Source organism: Actinotalea soli, from assembly GCF_017565425.1.
Lineage (GTDB): Bacteria > Actinomycetota > Actinomycetes > Actinomycetales > Cellulomonadaceae > Actinotalea > Actinotalea soli.
In genome coordinates this window covers 84,374-103,744 of record NZ_JAGEMK010000008.1, presented here as the reverse complement: position 1 = coordinate 103,744, position 19,371 = coordinate 84,374, and the positions used below count along the sequence as shown (strand labels likewise).

The window sequence follows — 19,371 nt, the reverse complement described above, 5'->3', positions numbered from 1 at the left end:
CGGCCCGCAGTGGGACGGGCGCTAGGCCCGCCGGATCTGACCGAGGTCGCACACCTGCATCGGGAACGCACGTGTACCAGGGCGACCTGGGTGCAGACGTGCGTCCTCGGGAGGTGACCCGGGTCAGGCGGGCACGGGCCGACGGACGTCGACAGGCGTGCCGAACTCCGTGCGGACCCCGCGGGAGAACAGCACCGAGTCGGGGGGCCGGTGCGCCGTCGTCGAGAGTCCGCACGCCTCGACGAGCCGGTCGTCCAGGGTGAGCAGCTCGGCGGCGCGCAGCGGCCAGGTCTCGTGACGGTTGGGCACGTAGAGGGTGCGACCGAACGCACGCGCGTGCAGGCCCCAGCGTGCGGTGAGGAACTCGGCGACCGGGTCGCCGGGCGCGAGCGCCTCGCCCGGCCGGACGACGACGCGCGTCGTGGCGTCCCGCGGGCCTGGCCAGCGGCGCTGCGAGGCGTACGTGAGGACACCGTCGGCCTCGGTCACGCGCATCCGCGCCCACGTGTACGGGAGGGCGAACACCCCACGCGCGCCGAGGACGAACGCCAGCCGGGACGCCTCGAGCGTCAGGAAGACCACGCCCCGACGGCCTCGCTCGTCGACCGAGTAGAGGCGGACGTTGGTCTCGGGGAAGGTCCCGAGCCACGGGAGCCCGGGCCCACGCGCGGCCCCCGCACCGACCATGCGGAAGGGCACGAGGCCGACCCAGCTCGACCCGTCGTGGACGTCCGGTCGCGTGCCCGGCGGCATGAACGGCGCGACGACGTCGGGTGCGACGCACCAGTGGACGAAGGTGAGGTCGCGCCACGACTGCCGCATGATCGGCCGACCACCCAGCGCGGGCGCTGTCGCGGTCACGGGCTGGGAGGGCATGACGCCACTATGCACCTGCGACCGGGCGGGGCGACCCCCGTGGCGAGCAGGATGACTGCAGCATGGTGACGGCGACCGGCTGCGCGACGCGATCGACCTCGTCCGTGAGACGCAGCTCGCTCCCGAGCAGGTGCGTGCGGCGGCGGCTCTCGCAGGCCGTCCGTCGGCGGGGGAGTCGCTGCTCTCGGTGGTCTACGGCGAGTGACGGGTGGGCGCGTCCGGGTGGACGTCGATGCAGGCGGTCGTCGTCAGTCCCAGGTGATCGACAGCACGCGGCTGCCCTCCGGGACGGCGGGAGCGCCGACACGGTGCTCGACGACGTAGCCCTCGACGAGGCCGTCGGACTCGAGCCAGTCGGTGTCGACGAGGCCGGCGAGATCCTCGGCGTCGAGGCTGGTGCACACCGCGACCGCCTCGGCGAGCACCAGGTCGCTGCCCTCGGCCGTCTCGTCGTGGAGCTGGACCCGCACCCAGTCGACGTCGGGGTGCGCCTCGACCGAGCGCAGCCGCTCGGCGATCGCCGCGAGGGCCGGCCGGCCGTACCCCCACTGGTTGGGCGCGAGCGACTCCTCCTCGTCGTTGCCGAGGAAGAACTCGTCGATGGTGAGGAGCGGCAGGGCGTCGTCGACCGTGCGAGACAGGACGTCGTCGAGGGAGATCATGAAACGCGAGGGTAGCGGCGGGCTGCGGGGTCCGACGGAATAGCCCCCCCGTGGCTGAGGTTGAGCCTGGTGGACTCAACTCTAGGCCTCTGAACTTGCGCAGCACGGCGGAGCGCCGCAGACTTGAGCGCAGCAGGCTCAACCACGTAGAGGAAGGCACCACCCATGGCACGAGCAGTCGGCATCGACCTCGGCACCACCAACTCCGTCGTCTCCGTCCTCGAGGGCGGCGAGCCCACCGTCATCGCGAACGCCGAGGGCGCCCGCACCACCCCGTCGGTCGTGGCCTTCTCCAAGACCGGCGAGGTCCTGGTCGGCGAGATCGCCAAGCGCCAGGCCGTCACCAACGTCGACCGCACCATCAGCTCGGTCAAGCGCCACATGGGCACCGACTGGAAGGTCGAGATCGACGACAAGTCCTACGGCCCGCAGGAGATCTCGGCCCGCGTGCTGGGCAAGCTCAAGCGTGACGCCGAGGAGTACCTGGGCGAGCCCGTCACCGACGCGGTCATCACCGTCCCGGCCTACTTCAACGACGCCGAGCGCCAGGCCACGAAGGACGCCGGTCAGGTCGCCGGCCTGAACGTGCTCCGGATCGTCAACGAGCCCACCGCCGCGGCCCTGGCCTACGGCCTGGACAAGGGCAAGGAGGACGAGCTGATCCTCGTCTTCGACCTCGGTGGCGGCACCTTCGACGTCTCCCTGCTCGAGGTCGGCAAGGACGAGGACGAGTTCTCGACCATCCAGGTCCGCGCGACGCACGGCGACAACCGCCTCGGCGGCGACGACTGGGACAACCGCATCGTCGAGCACCTGATCAAGCAGGTGAAGAACAACAACGGGGTCGACCTGTCGAAGGACAAGATCGCCCTGCAGCGTCTGCGCGAGGCCGCCGAGCAGGCCAAGAAGGAGCTCTCCTCCGCGACGAGCACCAACATCTCGATGCAGTACCTGTCGATGAGCGAGAACGGCCCGATCCACCTCGACGAGAAGATCACCCGGGCCCAGTTCCAGGAGATGACCAAGGACCTCCTCGAGCGCACCAAGGCCCCGTTCCAGCAGGTCATCAAGGACGCCGGGATCTCGGTCAACGACATCGACCACATCGTCCTCGTCGGCGGCTCGACCCGTATGCCGGCCGTGGCCGACGTCGTGCGTGACCTGACCGGTGGCAAGGAGCCCAACAAGGGCGTCAACCCCGACGAGGTCGTCGCCGTGGGCGCTGCCCTGCAGGCCGGTGTCATCAAGGGTGAGCGCAAGGACGTCCTGCTCATCGACGTCACCCCGCTGAGCCTCGGCATCGAGACCAAGGGCGGCGTGATGACCAAGCTCATCGAGCGCAACACGGCCATCCCGACCAAGCGCAGCGAGATCTTCTCGACGGCGGACGACAACCAGCCCTCGGTGCTCATCCAGGTGTTCCAGGGCGAGCGGGAGTTCGCGCGGGACAACAAGCCGCTCGGCACCTTCGAGCTCACGGGCATCGCCCCGGCCCCGCGCGGCGTGCCGCAGATCGAGGTCACCTTCGACATCGACGCCAACGGCATCGTGCACGTCTCCGCCAAGGACCGCGGCACCGGCACCGAGCAGAAGATGACCATCACGGGTGGCTCGGCCCTCCCCAAGGAGGACATCGACCGCATGGTCAAGGAGGCCGAGGAGCACGCCGCCGAGGACAAGCAGCGTCGCGAGGAGGCCGAGACCCGCAACCAGGCCGAGGCCCTCGCGTACTCGACCGAGAAGGTCCTGGCCGACAACGGCGACAAGGTCCCCGACGACGTCAAGACCGAGGTCGAGGCCGCCGTCGCCGAGCTCAAGACCGCCCTCGAGGGCGAGGACATCGAGGCCGTCAAGACCAAGCAGGCCGCGCTCTCGGCCGTCAGCCAGAAGATCGGCGAGGCCATCTACCAGGCTGACGAGGCCGCGGGGGCGACCGAGGGGGCGGCGACCGACGCGCCGACCGAGGGCAGCGCCTCGGACGAGGACGTCGTCGACGCCGAGATCGTGGACGAGGACGAGCGCAAGTGAGCGACCAGCACACGCCGCCGGTCGGGGACGAGGACTCCGACCGGCCGCGGTTCACCGACAAGCGACGCATCGACCCCGAGACGTACGCGGTGCGTGAGCAGCCCACCCCGGCTGGCACGCCCGACGACGCCCCGACGGGCGAGGCCGTCCCGGACGACGCCTCGAGCCTGATCGACGACGAGCCCGCCGTCGAGGGCGACCTCGCGGCGGCGCAGACCCAGGCCGCCGAGCGGCTCGAGGACCTGCAGCGTCTCCAGGCCGAGTACGTCAACTACCGGCGCCGCGTCGACCGGGACCGTCAGGTCTCGCGGGACAAGGCCGTCAGCGACGTCATCGAGTCCCTCTTCGGGGTGCTCGACGACATCGAGCTGGCCCGGCAGCACGGGGAGCTCGCCGAGGGGCCCTTCGCCTCGATCGCCGAGAAGCTCGAGGGAGCCCTCGGGCGCTTCGGCTGGGAGCGGTTCGGCGCCGTGGGCGAGGCCTTCGACCCGAACGTGCACGAGGCCCTCATGCACTCCCACTCGGACGAGGTCAGCGAGCCGACGGTCGTCCAGGTGCTCCAGCCCGGCCACCGGGTCGGCGAGCGCGTGGTGCGGGCGGCGCGGGTGGCCGTGGCCGAGCCCGAGTCCTGAGAGGCGTGCGACGAGAGCAGGGAGGGGGTAGGCGATGACAGGCCAGGACTGGTTCGAGAAGGACTTCTACGCGGCGCTCGGCGTGCCCAAGAACGCGGACGCGAGCGCCATCAAGAAGGCGTACCGGAAGAAGGCCCGGAGCCTGCACCCCGACCAGAACCCCGGGGACGACGCCGCCGAGGCGAAGTTCAAGGAGGTCGGTGAGGCCTACGCGGTGCTCTCCGACCCCGAGCAGCGCCAGCAGTACGACGCCATCCGCGCGATGGCCGGTGGCGGTGCCCGGTTCTCGGCCGGCTCGGGCGGGCCCAGCGCGGCGGGGGGCGCCGGCTTCGAGGACCTCTTCGGCGGGCTCTTCGGCGGCGGGCACCCCGGCGGTGGCCCGGCGACCTCCGGGGGCGGGCCCCGCGTCCGGTACTCCCAGGGCGGGGCGCCCCCGGGCGGCGCCGGCGGCGCTGGCTTCGAGGACATCCTCGGTGGCCTCTTCGGTGGCGGCGGTGCCCGTGGCCAGCAGCGCGGGACCGACCTCGAGGCCTCGACCACCCTGCCGTTCCGCAAGGCGGTCGACGGCTCGACCATCACGCTCTCGGTCGAGGGGCGTCGGGTCAACGCCCGCATCCCCGCGGGGGTGCGGGACGGTCAGAAGATCCGCCTGCGCGGCAAGGGTCGGCCCGGGGCCGGGGGAGCCCCGGCCGGCGACCTGGTCATCGCGGTCAAGGTCGAGCCGCACCCCGTCTTCACCCTCGACGGGCACGACCTGCGCGTGACGGTCCCGGTGACCTTCGCCGAGGCTGCCCTCGGGGCCGAGGTCGACGTGCCGACCCTCGACGGCGGGACCGTGCGGGTCAAGGTGCCCGAGGGCACGCCGTCGGGCCGGACGCTGCGGGTGCGCGGCCGCGGGATCACCGTGGGGGAGCGCACCGGGGACCTGCTGGTCAGCGTCCAGGTGGCTGTCCCGCAGCGGTTGTCCGACGCCGCCCGCACGGCGGTCGAGGAGTTCGCGAGGGCCACCGAGGGTGCGGACGTCCGCAGCGAGCTGCGGGCACGAGCGGTGCAGTGACATGGCGACGGGGTACGACGCACCAGTCTTCGTGATCTCGGTCGCGGCTGACCTCGCCGGCATGCACCCGCAGACACTGCGTCAGTACGACCGCCTCGGGCTCGTCTCTCCCGGACGAGCCCGAGGCCGTGGCCGGCGCTACTCCCTGCGGGACGTCGAGACCCTCCGCGAGATCCAGCGGCTCTCCCAGGAGGAGGGCATCAACCTGGTCGGCATCAAACGGATCCTCGCCCTCGAGGCGGAGGTCGAGCGCCTGACCGAGCAGGTCGAGAGGCTCCGCGCCGGCGCCGAGCCCGGTCACCGCGTCTTCGCGGCCGGCCCCCAGGGCGAGGTCGTCGCCCTGCCCCGCGGGCACCGTCCCGCACGGGTCACCTCGAGCGGCGCCCTGGTCGTCTGGCGGCCGTCAGGGCGCTGAGCTCGCCGTCCCCCCGACCGCGGGTGATCCCCACGTCCCCGGGCTGCGGTCGCACCGCCGTCCTCACCGGGTGAGGAGGGCCAGCGCGTCCGCGACCAGCCTCGCCTCGTCGTCGTCGATGGCGAGCTTGGTGAAGCCTCCGCGCCGGCCGAGCACCGCGAGTCCGTGGAGGGTGGCCCACACGGTCCGCGCGAGGACGCGCGGGTCCGCCCCCGGAGGCAGAGCCCCGGCGTCCTGCGCGGCGACGACGGCGTCCACGAGGACCTCGAAGGTCGGCACGCCCGAGGCCAGCACGGCGGGACCGCGGTCGGTGAACATGATCCCGAAGACCGCCGGGTGCTCCCGCGCGAAGCGAAGGTAGGCCACACCGAGCGCATCGAGCCGCTCGCGGGCGTCGGTGGTCGAGCTCGCCGCCTGGGTGAGCGCGCGGCCGAACTCGCGGTAGCCCTCTCCGCAGAGCTCGTCGACGAGCGCGTCCTTGTCCGCGAAGTGCCGGTAGGGCGCCGCGGTGCTGACGCCGAGGCGCCGCGCCAGGGCGCTCAGGCTGAAGCTGTCCGCCCCGCCCTCGGCGAGCAGCTCGCGCGCGCCGTCGAGCAGAGCCTCCCGCAGCGCCCCGTGGTGGTAGCTCGTGCGCGCGGGTCGAGGGGTGGACGGCATGTTGACGACCGTAACATCGCGCCATATGTTGCGACCGCTTACAATGTGAACGGCTCTCGCATCGGAGGACCCCGTGGTCTCGACCCAGCCCGCCCTGCCCCAGCCCAGCCCTGGCCCTCTCCGGCCCGGCGGCCCGCGGGCCCGATCGCCCTCGCGGCGCCCCTCGCGCGGCCGCGCCGGCCTCGCCCTCACCAGCGTTCTCGCGCTCGGCGTCGCGGTGTTCTCCCTCGGCCTGTACGGGACGGCGAGCCTCGACCAGCTCGCGGAGGACGGCGTGGGCCTCGGGGGCGCCTACGCGGCGGCGGGCCCCGTGTTCCAGGGTGCGCTGTACGTGCACATCGTCACGGCATCGGTCGCGCTGCTCCTTGGTCCGCTGCAGTTCGTCGCCGCCCTGCGACGGCGCGCCCTGGGGCTGCACCGGGCCGTCGGTCGGGTGTACATGTTCTCCGTGGGTCTCGGCGGCCTCTCGAGCCTGGTCCTCCTCCCGGTGAACTCGGCAGGGTTCGTCGGGGCCTTCGGCTTCGGGGCGCTCGCGGTGCTCTGGCTCCTCACCGGCCTCCGGGCCCTGCGGGCCGTCCGCTCCGGGGACCTGGCCGGGCACCAGGCGTGGATGATCCGCAACTACGCCCTCACCTTCGCGGCCGTGATGCTGCGGCTGTGGCTCGGGGTGCTGATCGGGGTCCAGGTGCCGTTCGCCGGGCCGGAGACCGACGCCGAGGCACTGTTCTCGAACGCCTACGCGGCGGTGCCCTTCCTCTGCTGGCTGCCAAACCTGGTCGTCGCCGAGTGGCTCGTGCGGCGCCGGGGCCTGCCCTCGTACGCCCTGCCGGCCCAGGTCCCGCAGCTGGGGTCTGCCGACTCGACATCTGGGGGCCGAACGGGTGAAGATCAGGCCCCTCGCGGCGTCGTCACGTCACGGGCCGCAAGCCTCTGACCGGCACTTCCGCCGCCGGGGCCGGGGACGAAACGGACATATCCAGTGTGGCTCCCGGTGACGTAACTACACGGTTGCAACACAAGTCCTAGTGGCACTTGGCGGGGGGCACCACTAGAGGTAGTGTTGTTCTCGCCGCAGACGCGAACTGCGGGACGAACCATCTGGGAGATACCACCGTGACGATCACCGTCTACAGCAAGCCGAACTGCGTGCAGTGCGTGGCCACCTACCGCGCCCTGGACAAGGCGGGCCTGGACTACACGATCGTCGACCTCACGACGGACACCGAGGCCTTCGACATGGTCGTCTCGCTGGGTCACCAGGCAGCGCCCGTGGTCGTCGCCGGTGAGCAGCACTGGTCGGGGTACCGGCCCGACCGGATCTCGGGACTTCTCGAGACCCGCGCGCTCGCCAGCGCCTGACGACCACTCTCGCGGTCCCGGCGCTCTGAGCGTCGCCACCGCCACCCCGGCAGTCCACCGCCGGCAGCACCACCCCTAGCGCCACCGGCCGGTTCTGGTCGGTGGCGCGTCGTCCCACCGGGGAGCAGAGAGGTCGACCATGAGCTCGCTCGTGTACTTCTCCAGCGTCTCGGGCAACACCCAGCGTTTCGTGGAACGGTTGGGCCTGCCGGCCCGCCGGATCCCTCTGCGTCCCACCGACCCCTTCCTGCGCGTCGACGAGCCGTACGTGCTCGTCGTCCCGACGTACGGAGGCGGCAACGAGGGGGGCGCAGTGCCTCGGCAGGTCATCAAGTTCCTCAACGACCAGCACAACCGGGGCCTTCTGCGCGGCGTCATCGCCGCGGGCAACACCAACTTCGGCGAGGCCTTCTGCATCGCCGGCGACATCATCAGCGCGAAGTGCCAGGTCCCGTACCTGTACCGCTTCGAGCTTCTGGGAACGAGCGAGGACGTCGAGCGCGTCCGCGACGGATTGGAGCGGTTGTGGCAGCAGCAGTCACAGATACCAGCGTGACGCAGGGGTTGGACTACCACGCCCTCAACGCGATGTTGAACCTGTACGGGCCGAACGGGGAGATCCAGTTCGACCGTGACCGTGAGGCGGCGCGCGAGTACTTCCTCCAGCACGTCAACCAGAACACGGTCTTCTTCCACGACCTCGAGGAGAAGCTCGACTACCTCGTCGAGAACAAGTACTACGAGCCTGAGGTCCTGGCCAAGTACGACCGCTCCTTCGTCAAGACGCTGTTCCAGTACGCGTACTCGAAGAAGTTCCGGTTCCAGACCTTCCTGGGCGCCTTCAAGTACTACACCTCGTACACGCTCAAGACCTTCGACGGGAAGCGGTACCTCGAGCGCTTCGAGGACCGCGTCTGCATGGTCGCCCTGTCCCTGGCCGAGGGTGACCAGGACTTCGCGATCTCCCTGGTCGACGAGATCGTCTCGGGTCGCTTTCAGCCCGCGACCCCCACGTTCCTCAACCTCGGCAAGGCCCAGCGCGGCGAGGCGGTCTCCTGCTTCCTGCTGCGCATCGAGGACAACATGGAGTCGATCGCCCGCGGCATCAACTCCGCCCTACAGCTGTCCAAGCGCGGCGGGGGCGTGGCCCTGCTGCTGTCGAACATCCGCGAGCACGGCGCCCCGATCAAGCACATCGAGAACCAGTCCTCGGGCGTCATCCCCGTGATGAAGCTCCTCGAGGACTCCTTCTCCTACGCGAACCAGCTCGGGGCCCGTCAGGGTGCGGGTGCGGTGTACCTGCACGCCCACCACCCGGACATCTTCCGGTTCCTGGACACCAAGCGGGAGAACGCGGACGAGAAGATCCGCATCAAGACCCTCTCGCTGGGCGTCGTTATCCCCGACATCACCTTCGAGCTCGCCAAGAACAACGAGCCGATGTACCTGTTCAGCCCCTACGACGTCGAGCGCGTCTACGGGGTGCCCTTCGCGGACATCTCGGTCACCGAGAAGTACCACGAGATGGTCGACGACGCGCGCATCCGCAAGACCAAGATCAACGCGCGTGAGTTCTTCCAGACCCTCGCGGAGCTGCAGTTCGAGTCCGGGTACCCGTACGTCATGTTCGAGGACACGGTGAACCGGGCCAACCCGATCAAGGGCAAGATCACCCACTCGAACCTGTGCTCGGAGATCCTCCAGGTCTCGACGCCGTCGACGTACAACACGGACCTGTCCTACGAGCACGTGGGCCGGGACATCTCCTGCAACCTCGGCTCGATGAACATCGCCCTGGCGATGGACTCCCCGGACCTGGGCAAGACCGTCGAGACCGCGATCCGCGCCCTCACGGCCGTCTCGGACCAGACCTCGATCGACTCGGTGCCCTCGATCCGCCGCGCCAACGCTGGTGGCCACGCCATCGGCCTGGGGCAGATGAACCTGCACGGCTACCTCGCCCGGGAGCGGATCTACTACGGGTCCGAGGAGGGCATCGACTTCACGAACATCTACTTCTACACGGTCGCCTACCACGCGATCCGGTCCTCGAACTTGCTGGCCAAGGAGCGCAACCAGCGGTTCGACGGCTTCGAGGAGTCGGCGTACGCCACCGGTGAGTACTTCACCAAGTACACCGAGCAGGTCTGGGAGCCGGCCACCGAGCGGGTGCGTGAGCTGTTCGCCGAGGCCGGCGTGCACATCCCCACCCAGGAGGACTGGCGCGAGCTGTCCGCCTCGGTGCAGGAGCACGGGCTGTACAACCAGAACCTGCAGGCCGTGCCGCCCACCGGCTCGATCTCCTACATCAACAACTCGACCTCCTCGATCCACCCGATCGTGTCCAAGATCGAGATCCGCAAGGAGGGCAAGATCGGGCGCGTCTACTACCCGGCGCCCTTCATGACCAACGACAACCTGGACTACTACCAGGACGCGTACGAGATCGGCTACGAGAAGGTCATCGACACGTACGCGGCGGCGACCCAGCACGTGGACCAGGGCCTGTCCCTGACGCTGTTCTTCAAGGACACCGCCACCACGCGTGACGTCAACCGGGCGCAGATCTACGCTTGGCGCAAGGGCATCAAGACGCTGTACTACATCCGCCTGCGCCAGCTCGCGCTGCAGGGCACCGAGGTCGAGGGCTGCGTCTCGTGCATGCTGTGACGGCTCTGCCCGCCACGGCTGCCGCGCCCGCGCCCCGCCTCACCCGCCCCCGAACGAACGCCTGAGGATCACGATGGAGAAGCTCAAGCTGGTCAGCCAGGTCTCGGCGATCAACTGGAACCGCCTCGAGGACGACAAGGACCTCGAGGTCTGGGACCGCCTGGTCGGGAACTTCTGGCTGCCCGAGAAGGTGCCGGTCTCGAACGACATCCAGTCCTGGAACACCCTGACCGAGCACGAGAAGACGCTCACCATGCGCGTCTTCACGGGCCTGACCCTCCTGGACACCATCCAGGGCACGGTCGGCGCGGTCAGCCTCATCCCGGACGCCCGCACCCCCCACGAGGAGGCGGTGCTCACCAACATCGCCTTCATGGAGTCGGTGCACGCGAAGTCGTACTCGTCGATCTTCTCGACCCTGTGCAACACGCGGGAGATCGACGAGGCCTTCCGCTGGTCGGAGGAGAACGTCAACCTCCAGCGCAAGGCCGAGATCGTCATGAACTACTACCGGGGTGACGAGCCGCTCAAGCGGAAGGTCGCGAGCACCCTGCTCGAGTCCTTCCTCTTCTACTCGGGCTTCTACCTGCCGATGCACTGGTCGAGCCGAGCCAAGCTCACCAACACCGCCGACGTGATCCGGCTGATCATCCGTGACGAGGCCGTCCACGGGTACTACATCGGCTACAAGTACCAGAAGGGCCTCGCCGAGCTGACCTCGGCCGAGCAGCAGGAGCTCAAGGACTACACGTTCGAGCTGCTCTTCGAGCTGTACGACAACGAGGTCGAGTACACGCAGGACCTCTACGACGGCGTCGGCCTCACCGAGGACGTCAAGAAGTTCCTGCGCTACAACGCCAACAAGGCGCTGATGAACCTCGGGTACGAGGGCCTCTTCCCCAAGGACGAGACCGACGTCAACCCGGCGATCCTCTCCGCCCTGTCGCCCAACGCCGACGAGAACCACGACTTCTTCTCCGGCTCGGGCTCGTCCTACGTGATCGGCAAGGCCGTCAACACCGAGGACGACGACTGGGACTTCTGAGCCCAGCCCAGCACCGCCGTGGGGCCCGGGGGCCCCCCCGGGGGCCCCGGGCCCGACGGCGTTCTCGACGTGTGGGCTCAGCCCCCGAGCCGCTGCCACAGGAACGTGTACGCCAGGGCCGCCATGTGCGCCGCCTGGGCGTTGGTCGCCGCTCCGCCGTGCCCGCCCTCGATGTTCTCGTAGGAGAGCACCTCGCGGCCGCCGTCGATCAGCAGGGCCGCCATCTTGCGGGCGTGGCCGGGGTGCACGCGGTCGTCGCGGGTCGAGGTCGTGAACAGCACCGGGGGGTAGGCGCGTTCGGGGTCGACCAGGTGGTACGGGGAGAAGGTCTGGACGAACTCCCACTGCTCGGGGTCGTCGGGGTCGCCGTACTCGGCCATCCACGAGGCGCCGGCGAGGAGCTGGTTGTAGCGGCGCATGTCCAGCAGGGGCACCTGGCAGACGATCGCGCCGAAGAGCTCAGGGTACTGGGTCAGCATGTTGCCCATGAGCAGCCCACCGTTGCTGCCGCCCTGGGCGCCGAGCTGGGCGTGGGTGGTGATGCCACGCTCGACGAGGTCGCGGGCCACGGCGGCGAAGTCCTCGTACGCGCGGTGGCGGTCCTTGCCGAGGGCGGCCTGGTGCCAGCCCGGCCCGAACTCACCGCCGCCCCGGATGTTGGCGACCACGTACGCACCGCCCCGGGCCAGCCAGGCACGACCCACCCCGCCCGAGTACGCGGGGGTCAGGGAGATCTCGAAGCCGCCGTACCCGTAGAGCAGGGTCGGCACCGGGCCCTCGGCGGCGACGGGACGCACCAGGAAGTAGGGGATGCGCGTGCCGTCGGCCGAGGTCGCCATGTGCTGGGCCACGGTCAGGCCGCTCGCGTCGAAGAAGGCCGGCCCGCGCTTGAGGTGCTCGACCTGCACGGCCGACGTCGGGTCCGTGGCCTCGGTGGCCCCACGGGCGTCCGCGACCTCGCCCAGGCTCACCCGGGAGAAGGTGGTGGGGGTCAGGTAGTCGGTGCCCGTGAGCCACAGGTCGTCCGAGTCGTTCGAGTCGACCGCGGCGACGCTCAGCGTCCCGAGGGCCGGGGCGCCGACGTCGGCCGCCCCGAGGGTGCGGCGGGACCACCCGCCGTCGCGCGGGGTGAGGACCTCGAGGTGGTGGGTCACGTCGTCGAGCACCGTGAGGACCAGGTGGCTGCGGGTCCAGCTGGTCCCGGCCAGGGAGGAGGAGGGCGTCGGGGTGAACAGGGCCTCGAGGTCACGGCCGCCGGCCAGGAAGTCGACCAGGCGGGTGCCGAGCAGGGCCCCGGCCGGGTGGGTGGCACCGTCGACCTCCCAGGGCTCGCGCAGCTCGACCAGCAGCCACTCGCGCTTGAGGCTGACCTCGGCGCTGGTGGGCACCTCGAGGCGGGTCGCGACGTCGTCGGGCCCCAGGAGGTAGACCTCCTGGTGGTAGAAGTCCAGGGCGCGGACCACGATGTCGCGCTCGAAGCCGGGGGTGCGGTCGTGGTGGGCGCTCACGGCGAGGTCCTCGACCGTGCCCTCGAAGACCACCTCGGCCTGCTCGAGCGGCGTGCCGCGGTGCCAGCGACGTGCGATGCGCGGGTAGCCCGAGGTCGTGGTCGAGCCCGGGCCGGTGTCGGTCGCGACGAACAGGGTGTCCCGGTCGATCCAGCTGACCCCGCCCTTGGCCTCGGGGCGCACGAACCCGTCGGTGACGAAGGTGCGGGTCTCGAGGTCGAACTCGCGGGTCACGTCGGCGTCCGAGCCCCCGCGGGACAGGTCGAGCAGGGCGCGGGTCGAGCCCGGGCGCAGGCGGCTCGCGCCGTGCCACACCCAGCTCTCGCCCTCGGCCTCGGCCAGGGCGTCCAGGTCCAGCAGCACCTCCCACGTGGGGGTGGGTGTGCGGTACTCGTCGAGGGTGGTGCGTCGCCACAGCCCGCGCACGTGCTCGGCGTCGCGCCAGAAGTTGTACAGGTGACCGTCGGCCTCGACGACCACGGGGATCTTCTCCTGCGAGTCGAGGACCTCGAGGACCTCCCCGCGGATGCGCTCGAGCTCGGGCCCCTCGAGGGCGGCCATCGCCTCGGCGTTGCGCTCCTCGACCCACCGCAGCGCCTCGGGGCCCTCGACCTCCTCGAGCCAGAGGTACGGGTCGGCGGGGGCGGTCGCCACGGAGCTGTCGCGCGGCCCGGAGGACGGTGAGGTGGGGGAGGTCACCGGGTCATCCTTGGGTGCGTCGACCCTTCCCGGCAAACGAACGGGCCAGGGTCCACGTCACACCTAGCGGCGCAGGTCGTCCAGGAGGTTCACGGCCCGGGCGTGGGTCTCGGGCAGGGGCTCGATCCAGATGCGCGGGGGCTGGCGCATGAGCTCGGCGATCTGGAGCCGGTCGGCGTGCTCGTTGACCTGGTCGCGCATGCGGCGCACGGTCTCGCCGAGCTCCCAGTCCCGCCCGACGAGGACGGCGAAGGCCCCGCCACCGAGCGCGGCCATCGGGTGCCCGGGGGCCAGGGCTGACGTGAGCGCGCGGCCCATCGCGGCCGACCGGGCCATGCGCCGCCACGGCGGGACGTCCCCGGCGGCGACGTCGATGAGGACCAGGCAGTGGGTCATGAAGGCGTGGTGGGCGTGCTTGCCGGCGAGCCCGTAGGTCTCGGCGAGGCGGACACCCAGGTAGTCGACGGTCGGCAGGCCGGACTCGGCGTCCATGCAGCCGCCGTGCACCGCGGTGGTGTCCTTCGCGGCGGACCAGCCCTCGCACAGCGAGCGCAGCACGTCGAGGCCGGGCTCGGCGTCGACCAGGCGGTACAGGACGGCCAGATCGTCGAGGGTCTCGGCGATCCCGACCCCGGCGGCGCCGCGCACCTCGCCCAGACGGAAGGCAGGGGCGGTCGCGTCGCGGCGTGCGCTGACTGCCTCGGTCAGGGCGTCGACGGCGGGGTGGTACCAGTCACCGGGTCGCAGCCAGACGGAGTCCACCGTCGTGGCGCGCCACTGCTCGCGCAGGCTCGCGGCCGGCGCGTCGTGGAGCTGCTCGGAAGGTCTCACGGAGGATGAGAGCGGCGAACCGTCGAGTCATGACGCGACTCCGGGAAAAAATCTTCGCGCCCTGCAAAGTCCCAGCGTGCCGGACGTGCGGTGTCATCCCTCGGACGGCGGCAGCCACGGCTTGACGCAGCATGAGAACCTGTGCGATGGAAAACCGTGCACCGGGCGCGGTGAGGAGGCCGGCGTGACGAGCATCGCCAGCGGTTGGGAGCTCGCTTCCGACGCCGAGCTCATCACCGCGGTGCGCTCCGGGGAGTCCGCGGCCTTCGGCACGCTCTACGAGCGGCACGTCGACGCTGCCCGAGCCGTCGCCAGACAGTACTCGAACTCCGCGGCCGACGCCGAGGACGCCGTCGCCGACGCCTTCTCCAACGTCTTCGCCACCGTCCAGCAGGGCGGCGGGCCCGACGTCGCCTTCCGGGCCTACCTCTTCACGGCCCTGCGGCGGGTCGCCCTCAAGCGGATCGAGACGGGCCGTCGCACCGAGCCCACCGACGACCTCGAGGCCTTCGAGACGGCGGCCGGCGCGGTCGAGTCGACCGAGGAGCCGACCATGGTCGGCTTCGAGCGCGGCCTGGTCTCCGACGCGTACAAGTCCCTGCCTGAACGGTGGCAGGCGGTGCTCTGGTACACCGAGGTCGAGGAGCTCAGCCCGGCCGAGATCGCTCCGGTGCTCGGCCTGACCGCCAACGGCGTCGCCGCACTGGCCTACCGCGCCCGGGAGGGCCTGCGCCAGGCCTACCTCCAGCAGCACCTCGCCGCCCCCCAGGACGAGGCCTGCACCATCGTCAACCCCAAGCTCGGCGCCTACGTGCGTGGTGGCCTGGCCAAGCGCGAGACCGCCATGGTCGAGCTGCACCTCGACGACTGCGGCCACTGCCGCGGGCTCGTCCTCGAGCTCGGCGACGTCAACCACGGCATGCGCGTGGTCATCGCCCCCCTGGTCCTCGGTGGCGCGGCGTACGTGGTGCTGCACGGCCTGGGCTTCGGCGGTGCGGTCGGTGCCAGCGCGACGGCGGTCTCGGCCTCCGGGGCGACGGTGGCGGCCGGGACGGGCAACGGCGCGGGTGGCAGCGGGGGCACGGGCACCGGTGGCGGTACCGGCACGGGCGCGGGAGGTGCCGGGGCCGGTGGTTCCGGCGCAGGTGCCGGCGCGACGACCGCTGGAGCGGGTGCCGGGACGACGGCGGGCGGTGCGGGCGTCGGCGGGACCGTCGCAGCAGCCGGTGCGGGTGCCGGGGCGACCGGGGCCGTCGGTGCCGGAGCGGCGGCGGCCACCGGCATCGTCGCCGCGATCGCCGGGGCGCCGCTGGCCCTGGGGCTCGTCGCTGCTGCCGTGGTCGTGGCGGGGGCCGTCGGTGTCGCCGGTGCCATGGGCGTGTTCTCCGGTGCCGAGCCCGGGCCCACCGCCGTCGAGCAGCAGACCGACCCGGACACCGGCACCACGGGCGACGAGACCGTCGCCTCCGGCGAGGACCTTGGTGGCACCGACCTCTTCGAGGACCCCTCGACCACACCTGACGAGACAGCCCCAGAGGTGGCCGACCCGACGGACCCGACGTCGATCCCGCCGTTCACGCCGCAGCCCCCGCCGGCCGCGGAGCCGCCGACGGCCGGAGACACGGCGCCCGCTCCCGAGCCCGCGCCGGTGCCCGACCCCGCACCGGTGCCTGGCGAGCCGGTGCCCGAGCCGCAGGCCCCGCAGGAGCCGCCCCCTGGTCCCCCTGCGCCGCCCGCAGAGCCCGAGACGCCACGCGGCCCGGCCGTCGTGACGATCGGTGGGTCGGTCGCGGAGACCTCCGTCTCCTCGGGCCCGGCCTCGGTGGTCGACATCCCCATCACCAACGAGGGCCAGGTCCTGTCGGGTGCCGTGCTGATCGCCTTCGACTTCCCGGCCGACGTTCCGGGATCCGTCGAACCGATCGTCACCGCTCCCGGGTTCGGCAGTGCACGGACCTCGGTGTCAGCGTCCTGGTCCTGCGAGCCGGGCGGTGCCGCCTCCCAGACCTGGACCTGCGAGACCTCGGGGATCGCGCCGGGGGCGACGGCCAGGCTGAGCGCGCGGGTCACGCTCGGGTACAGCTCCACCCCCAACACCGACACCACCGCGTCGATCGGGCTGCGGACCTGGATCCAGGGCGACGGGCAGGTGCATCGCGCGACGCTGAGGGGCCGTGTGACCTCGGCACCGGCCGACGTGAACCTCGAGATGACGGGATCCGCGGACCCCGTGCTGCCGGGTGCACCGCAGTCGCTCACGGTGCGCGCCACCAACGTCGGGGGGACTGACGCGCGGGCGGTGCAGCTCCGCGCGTCCGTCCCGGCGGGTCGTCTCCAGGTCGCGCCGTCGGCCTGGGCGCCCTGCGACGGGCAGCTCTGCGCGACCGTGGACGTCCCGGCAAGCGGAGCCGTCGCCGTCCCCCTCCCCGTGAGCGCCGCGCCCGGTCTGCTGGACGTCGACGAGCAGGTCGACGTCCAGGTGCGGGCCGGCGAGAGGGAGGCGGTCCAGGCGGTCTCGGTGCGCTCGGCCCCGGCCGCGCTCGCGGTGACCCCGGTCGACGTCGGCCCGGATCCTGTGCGGCTCGATGCCCCGAGGACCGTCCGGTTCGAGGTCACCAACACCGGCGGCACCACCAGCGCGCCGGCGCAGGTGCGCCTCGCGGGCGTGCCCGCCGGGCTGTCGGTGACCACCCCGGACGGCGCTGCCTGGACCACGTGCGGCACCAGCACCGTGTGCGCCGACGCCGGGGTGATCGCCCCCGGGGGCGTCGCGCCGACCACCGTCTCGGCCGTGCTCGCGTCGGGCACCGCCCGGCCCGGGGCCGCTGACCTGTCCGTCTCGGTGGGGGCCGCGGGCCAGGACGTCCCGGGCGGCACCCTGCGGGTCGTCGTCCAGGGGCCGGCCCGGCTCGCCGTGGCAGCGCCGAGCGAGGTCGTGGTGGAGCACGGAGATCAGGTGCCGCTGTCCCTGCGGGTCACGAACAGCGGTGAGTCGGTGGCCACGGGCGTCACCATGACGGTCCAGCTCTCCGACAGGATCGGGTGGACCAGTCAGAGCAACGCGTGGAGCTGCTCCCAGTCGGGCCTCGCGGTCACCTGCGCCCTCGGCGGTCCGGGCATCAGCCCTGGCGGTGAGGCGGTGCTGGCCGGACGGCTCTCCGCGCGGGACAACAGCCACCACGACCGGACGCCGACCCTCGCGGTCACCGCGCGGGCGGACGCAGGGGTGCAGTCCGGTCCGCAGGAGATCGACGTCATCCGCGAGTGGCGGCGGGGCGCCTGGTACGAGAACGGCGACCGCGTCATCCACAACGGCGTGCTCTACGAGAGGTACGGCGGTCCGGGCGAGGCGGGGACAGAGCCGTCGGGCCTCCTCACCTGGTGGCGCGTCGTCCAGCTCCGTCCCTGACGGGCGCCGGCGCCCGCGTCCTCACCCCTCCGCGACGGCCTCCGCGGACCCGTCTCCCGGCTCACCCCGTGACGCGGCCTGCAGGGCCGCATCGACCAGGTCCTCACCGGACACGAGCTCGAGCGTGAGCCCCGACGTCGCAGGCTCGTCGAGCATGCCGACGAGCACGGCGGCGACGTCCTCGCGGGGCACCTGCTCGCGCGGGACGCTCGCCTCGAGGGTCACGTGGCCGGTGCCGGCGTCGTCGGTCAGCCCGCCGGGACGCAGGATCGTCCAGTCCAGGTCCCGCGTGCGCAGCTCGACCTCGGCGGCGTGCTTGGCCTCGAGGTAGGCGCGGAAGGTCTCGTCCTCGACCTGGTCGGCCTCGTCGGCCCCCATCGAGGAGACCAGCAGGTAGCGGCGCACCTGGGCCTGCTCGGCGGCGTCGGCCAGGAGCACCGCGGCCGCGCGGTCGACCGTGTCCTTGCGGGCGGGGCCCGAGCCCGGGCCGGCGCCGGCGGCGAAGACCACCGCGTCGGCGCCGTCGAGCACCGCCGCCACCTCGCTCGGCGTGCTGTGCTCGAGGTCGAGCACCACGGCCTCCGCGCCGATCGCGGCGAGGTCGGGAACGTGGTCAGGGTTGCGGACCAGCCCCACGGCCGTGTCGCCGCGGGCGGCGAGCATCCGGCTCAGGTGCATGGCGATCTTCCCGTGGCCTCCGGCGATGACGATGCGCATGCCTCCCACGCTAAGCCCGCGGGGGCGAACCAGCGCGGGCAGGCCCCAGCCGCTGGGCCCACCGCGACCACGGCGGGGTGTCCCGCCAGTTGACGGCCAGGGTGCGGAACGCGCGACGGAACCGTCGTCGGAGCAGCTCCCCGCCCTGCAGCGACCTGCCGGAGACGCCCACCCGCAGGGTCGGGTCGTAGCGCACGACCAGGCGCGGCCCCAGCACGAAGGACAGGTCGACGTCGTCGTGCAGCTCGGGGTCGGTGCGGTGCACCTCGGCACTCACCGCCTCCCAGCGGGAGCGGCGCATCGCCATGTTCGAGCCCCAGAGCGGCCGGTGGGCGAGGGCGGCGTGCATGGTCACGTAGTAGGACCACAGGTACAGGCGCCCGTGCAGCCTCGAGCGGCCCGGGGGCAGGTCGTAGAAGTCCCCCGAGCCGGTGAGGGCCTCGAGCTCGGGGGAGTCCTCGAAGGCCCGCGCGATGCGGACGAGCCAGTCCGCCGGGGGGCGGGAGTCCGCGTCGCACCGGACGACGACCTCGCCCCGGGCCGCGTCGTAGCCGGTGGCGGCGGCCGCGGGGATGCCGCGGGCCGGCTCGGGGACCACACGTGCGCCGTGAGCCAGGGCGACCTCGGCGGTGCTGTCGCGGGAGCCGTTGTCGACGACGACCACCTCGAGGGGCGGCAGGGTCTGGGCGTCGAGGAGGGTGAGGCAGCGCTCGAGGGCGGGGGCGTCGTCCTTGGCGGGGATGACGACCGAGAGGGTCAGGGGCACGGGGCCATCCTGCCTCCTCGTGGTGCGTGCGCCGGCCCTG

General features: G+C 71.9%; 17 protein-coding genes. 10 read left to right on the top strand and 7 right to left on the bottom strand.

From position 1 onward, the window contains the following. Window positions 1-123: 123 nt before the first annotated feature. Together J4G33_RS13810 and J4G33_RS13805 are read right to left on the bottom strand one after the other, a co-directional pair. Complete coding sequence (locus J4G33_RS13810; protein WP_208056573.1) at window positions 124-876, bottom strand: YqjF family protein; 753 nt, start codon at window positions 874-876, stop codon at window positions 124-126. Between the two features lie 248 nt (window positions 877-1,124). Then, a complete protein-coding gene (locus tag J4G33_RS13805; RefSeq protein ID WP_208056572.1) occupies window positions 1,125-1,538 on the bottom strand; it encodes a YfbO family protein in 414 nt (137 codons plus the stop codon). Between the two features lie 165 nt (window positions 1,539-1,703). Here J4G33_RS13805 and dnaK point away from each other — a divergent pair, with 165 nt between their 5' ends. From dnaK to J4G33_RS13785, 4 genes are read left to right on the top strand one after another with little or no spacing between them, the layout of a single operon-like run. Continuing rightward, window positions 1,704-3,566, top strand: coding sequence for a molecular chaperone DnaK (dnaK, locus tag J4G33_RS13800; protein ID WP_208056571.1), 1,863 nt, complete (start codon window positions 1,704-1,706; stop codon window positions 3,564-3,566). Continuing rightward, a complete protein-coding gene (grpE, locus tag J4G33_RS13795; protein WP_208056570.1) occupies window positions 3,563-4,198 on the top strand; it encodes a nucleotide exchange factor GrpE in 636 nt (211 codons plus the stop codon). Before dnaK ends, grpE begins: the two co-directional genes overlap by 4 nt. Window positions 4,199-4,232: 34 nt before the next feature. Further along, window positions 4,233-5,255 carry a DnaJ C-terminal domain-containing protein gene (locus tag J4G33_RS13790; protein ID WP_208056569.1) on the top strand — a complete coding sequence of 341 codons (1,023 nt, stop codon included), beginning with the start codon at window positions 4,233-4,235 and terminating at the stop codon, window positions 5,253-5,255. A gap of 1 nt (window position 5,256) precedes the next feature. Then, the gene (locus tag J4G33_RS13785) at window positions 5,257-5,670 is read left to right on the top strand and encodes a heat shock protein transcriptional repressor HspR (RefSeq protein WP_208056568.1); all 414 of its coding nucleotides are present in this window, start codon (window positions 5,257-5,259) and stop codon (window positions 5,668-5,670) included. 63 nt (window positions 5,671-5,733) lie between these two features. On the opposite strand, the gene J4G33_RS13780 is transcribed toward J4G33_RS13785, so the two are convergent. Then, a complete protein-coding gene (locus J4G33_RS13780; RefSeq protein ID WP_208056567.1) occupies window positions 5,734-6,327 on the bottom strand; it encodes a TetR/AcrR family transcriptional regulator in 594 nt (197 codons plus the stop codon). A 73-nt stretch (window positions 6,328-6,400) separates the two neighbouring features. Here J4G33_RS13780 and J4G33_RS13775 point away from each other — a divergent pair, with 73 nt between their 5' ends. The 5 genes from J4G33_RS13775 to nrdF all read left to right on the top strand — a co-directional run bounded on the left by J4G33_RS13775 (window position 6,401) and on the right by nrdF (window position 11,401). Next, complete coding sequence (locus tag J4G33_RS13775) at window positions 6,401-7,261, top strand: DUF2306 domain-containing protein (protein ID WP_307793905.1); 861 nt, start codon at window positions 6,401-6,403, stop codon at window positions 7,259-7,261. A 179-nt stretch (window positions 7,262-7,440) separates the two neighbouring features. After that, the gene (gene nrdH / locus J4G33_RS13770; protein ID WP_208056566.1) at window positions 7,441-7,686 is read left to right on the top strand and encodes a glutaredoxin-like protein NrdH; all 246 of its coding nucleotides are present in this window, start codon (window positions 7,441-7,443) and stop codon (window positions 7,684-7,686) included. Between the two features lie 139 nt (window positions 7,687-7,825). Then, window positions 7,826-8,242 carry a class Ib ribonucleoside-diphosphate reductase assembly flavoprotein NrdI gene (gene nrdI / locus J4G33_RS13765; RefSeq protein WP_208056565.1) on the top strand — a complete coding sequence of 139 codons (417 nt, stop codon included), beginning with the start codon at window positions 7,826-7,828 and terminating at the stop codon, window positions 8,240-8,242. Next, window positions 8,212-10,356: a class 1b ribonucleoside-diphosphate reductase subunit alpha gene (gene nrdE / locus J4G33_RS13760; protein ID WP_372435069.1), complete on the top strand. Its 2,145-nt coding sequence runs from the start codon at window positions 8,212-8,214 to the stop codon at window positions 10,354-10,356. Before nrdI ends, nrdE begins: the two co-directional genes overlap by 31 nt. Window positions 10,357-10,429: 73 nt before the next feature. After that, a complete protein-coding gene (gene nrdF, locus J4G33_RS13755) occupies window positions 10,430-11,401 on the top strand; it encodes a class 1b ribonucleoside-diphosphate reductase subunit beta (protein ID WP_208056563.1) in 972 nt (323 codons plus the stop codon). 77 nt (window positions 11,402-11,478) lie between these two features. Here nrdF and J4G33_RS13750 read toward each other — a convergent pair whose 3' ends face one another. After that, window positions 11,479-13,608 (bottom strand): prolyl oligopeptidase family serine peptidase, encoded by a 2,130-nt coding sequence (locus tag J4G33_RS13750; RefSeq protein WP_208056562.1) that lies wholly within the window; start codon window positions 13,606-13,608, stop codon window positions 11,479-11,481. A gap of 63 nt (window positions 13,609-13,671) precedes the next feature. Then, window positions 13,672-14,439: a hypothetical protein gene (locus J4G33_RS13745; protein ID WP_208056561.1), complete on the bottom strand. Its 768-nt coding sequence runs from the start codon at window positions 14,437-14,439 to the stop codon at window positions 13,672-13,674. A gap of 184 nt (window positions 14,440-14,623) precedes the next feature. Between J4G33_RS13745 and J4G33_RS17640 the strand changes: the two genes are divergently transcribed. Beyond that, the gene (locus tag J4G33_RS17640; protein ID WP_208056560.1) at window positions 14,624-17,848 is read left to right on the top strand and encodes a sigma-70 family RNA polymerase sigma factor; all 3,225 of its coding nucleotides are present in this window, start codon (window positions 14,624-14,626) and stop codon (window positions 17,846-17,848) included. 21 nt (window positions 17,849-17,869) lie between these two features. Here the strand turns inward: J4G33_RS17640 and J4G33_RS13735 are convergent, their stop codons facing one another. Both J4G33_RS13735 and J4G33_RS13730 read right to left on the bottom strand, forming a co-directional pair. Continuing rightward, window positions 17,870-18,565, bottom strand: coding sequence for an SDR family oxidoreductase (locus tag J4G33_RS13735; RefSeq protein WP_208056559.1), 696 nt, complete (start codon window positions 18,563-18,565; stop codon window positions 17,870-17,872). A 10-nt stretch (window positions 18,566-18,575) separates the two neighbouring features. Then, entirely contained in the window at window positions 18,576-19,331 is a 756-nt protein-coding gene (locus J4G33_RS13730; RefSeq protein WP_307793904.1) for a glycosyltransferase family 2 protein, read from the bottom strand. Between the last annotated feature and the right edge of the window lie 40 nt (window positions 19,332-19,371).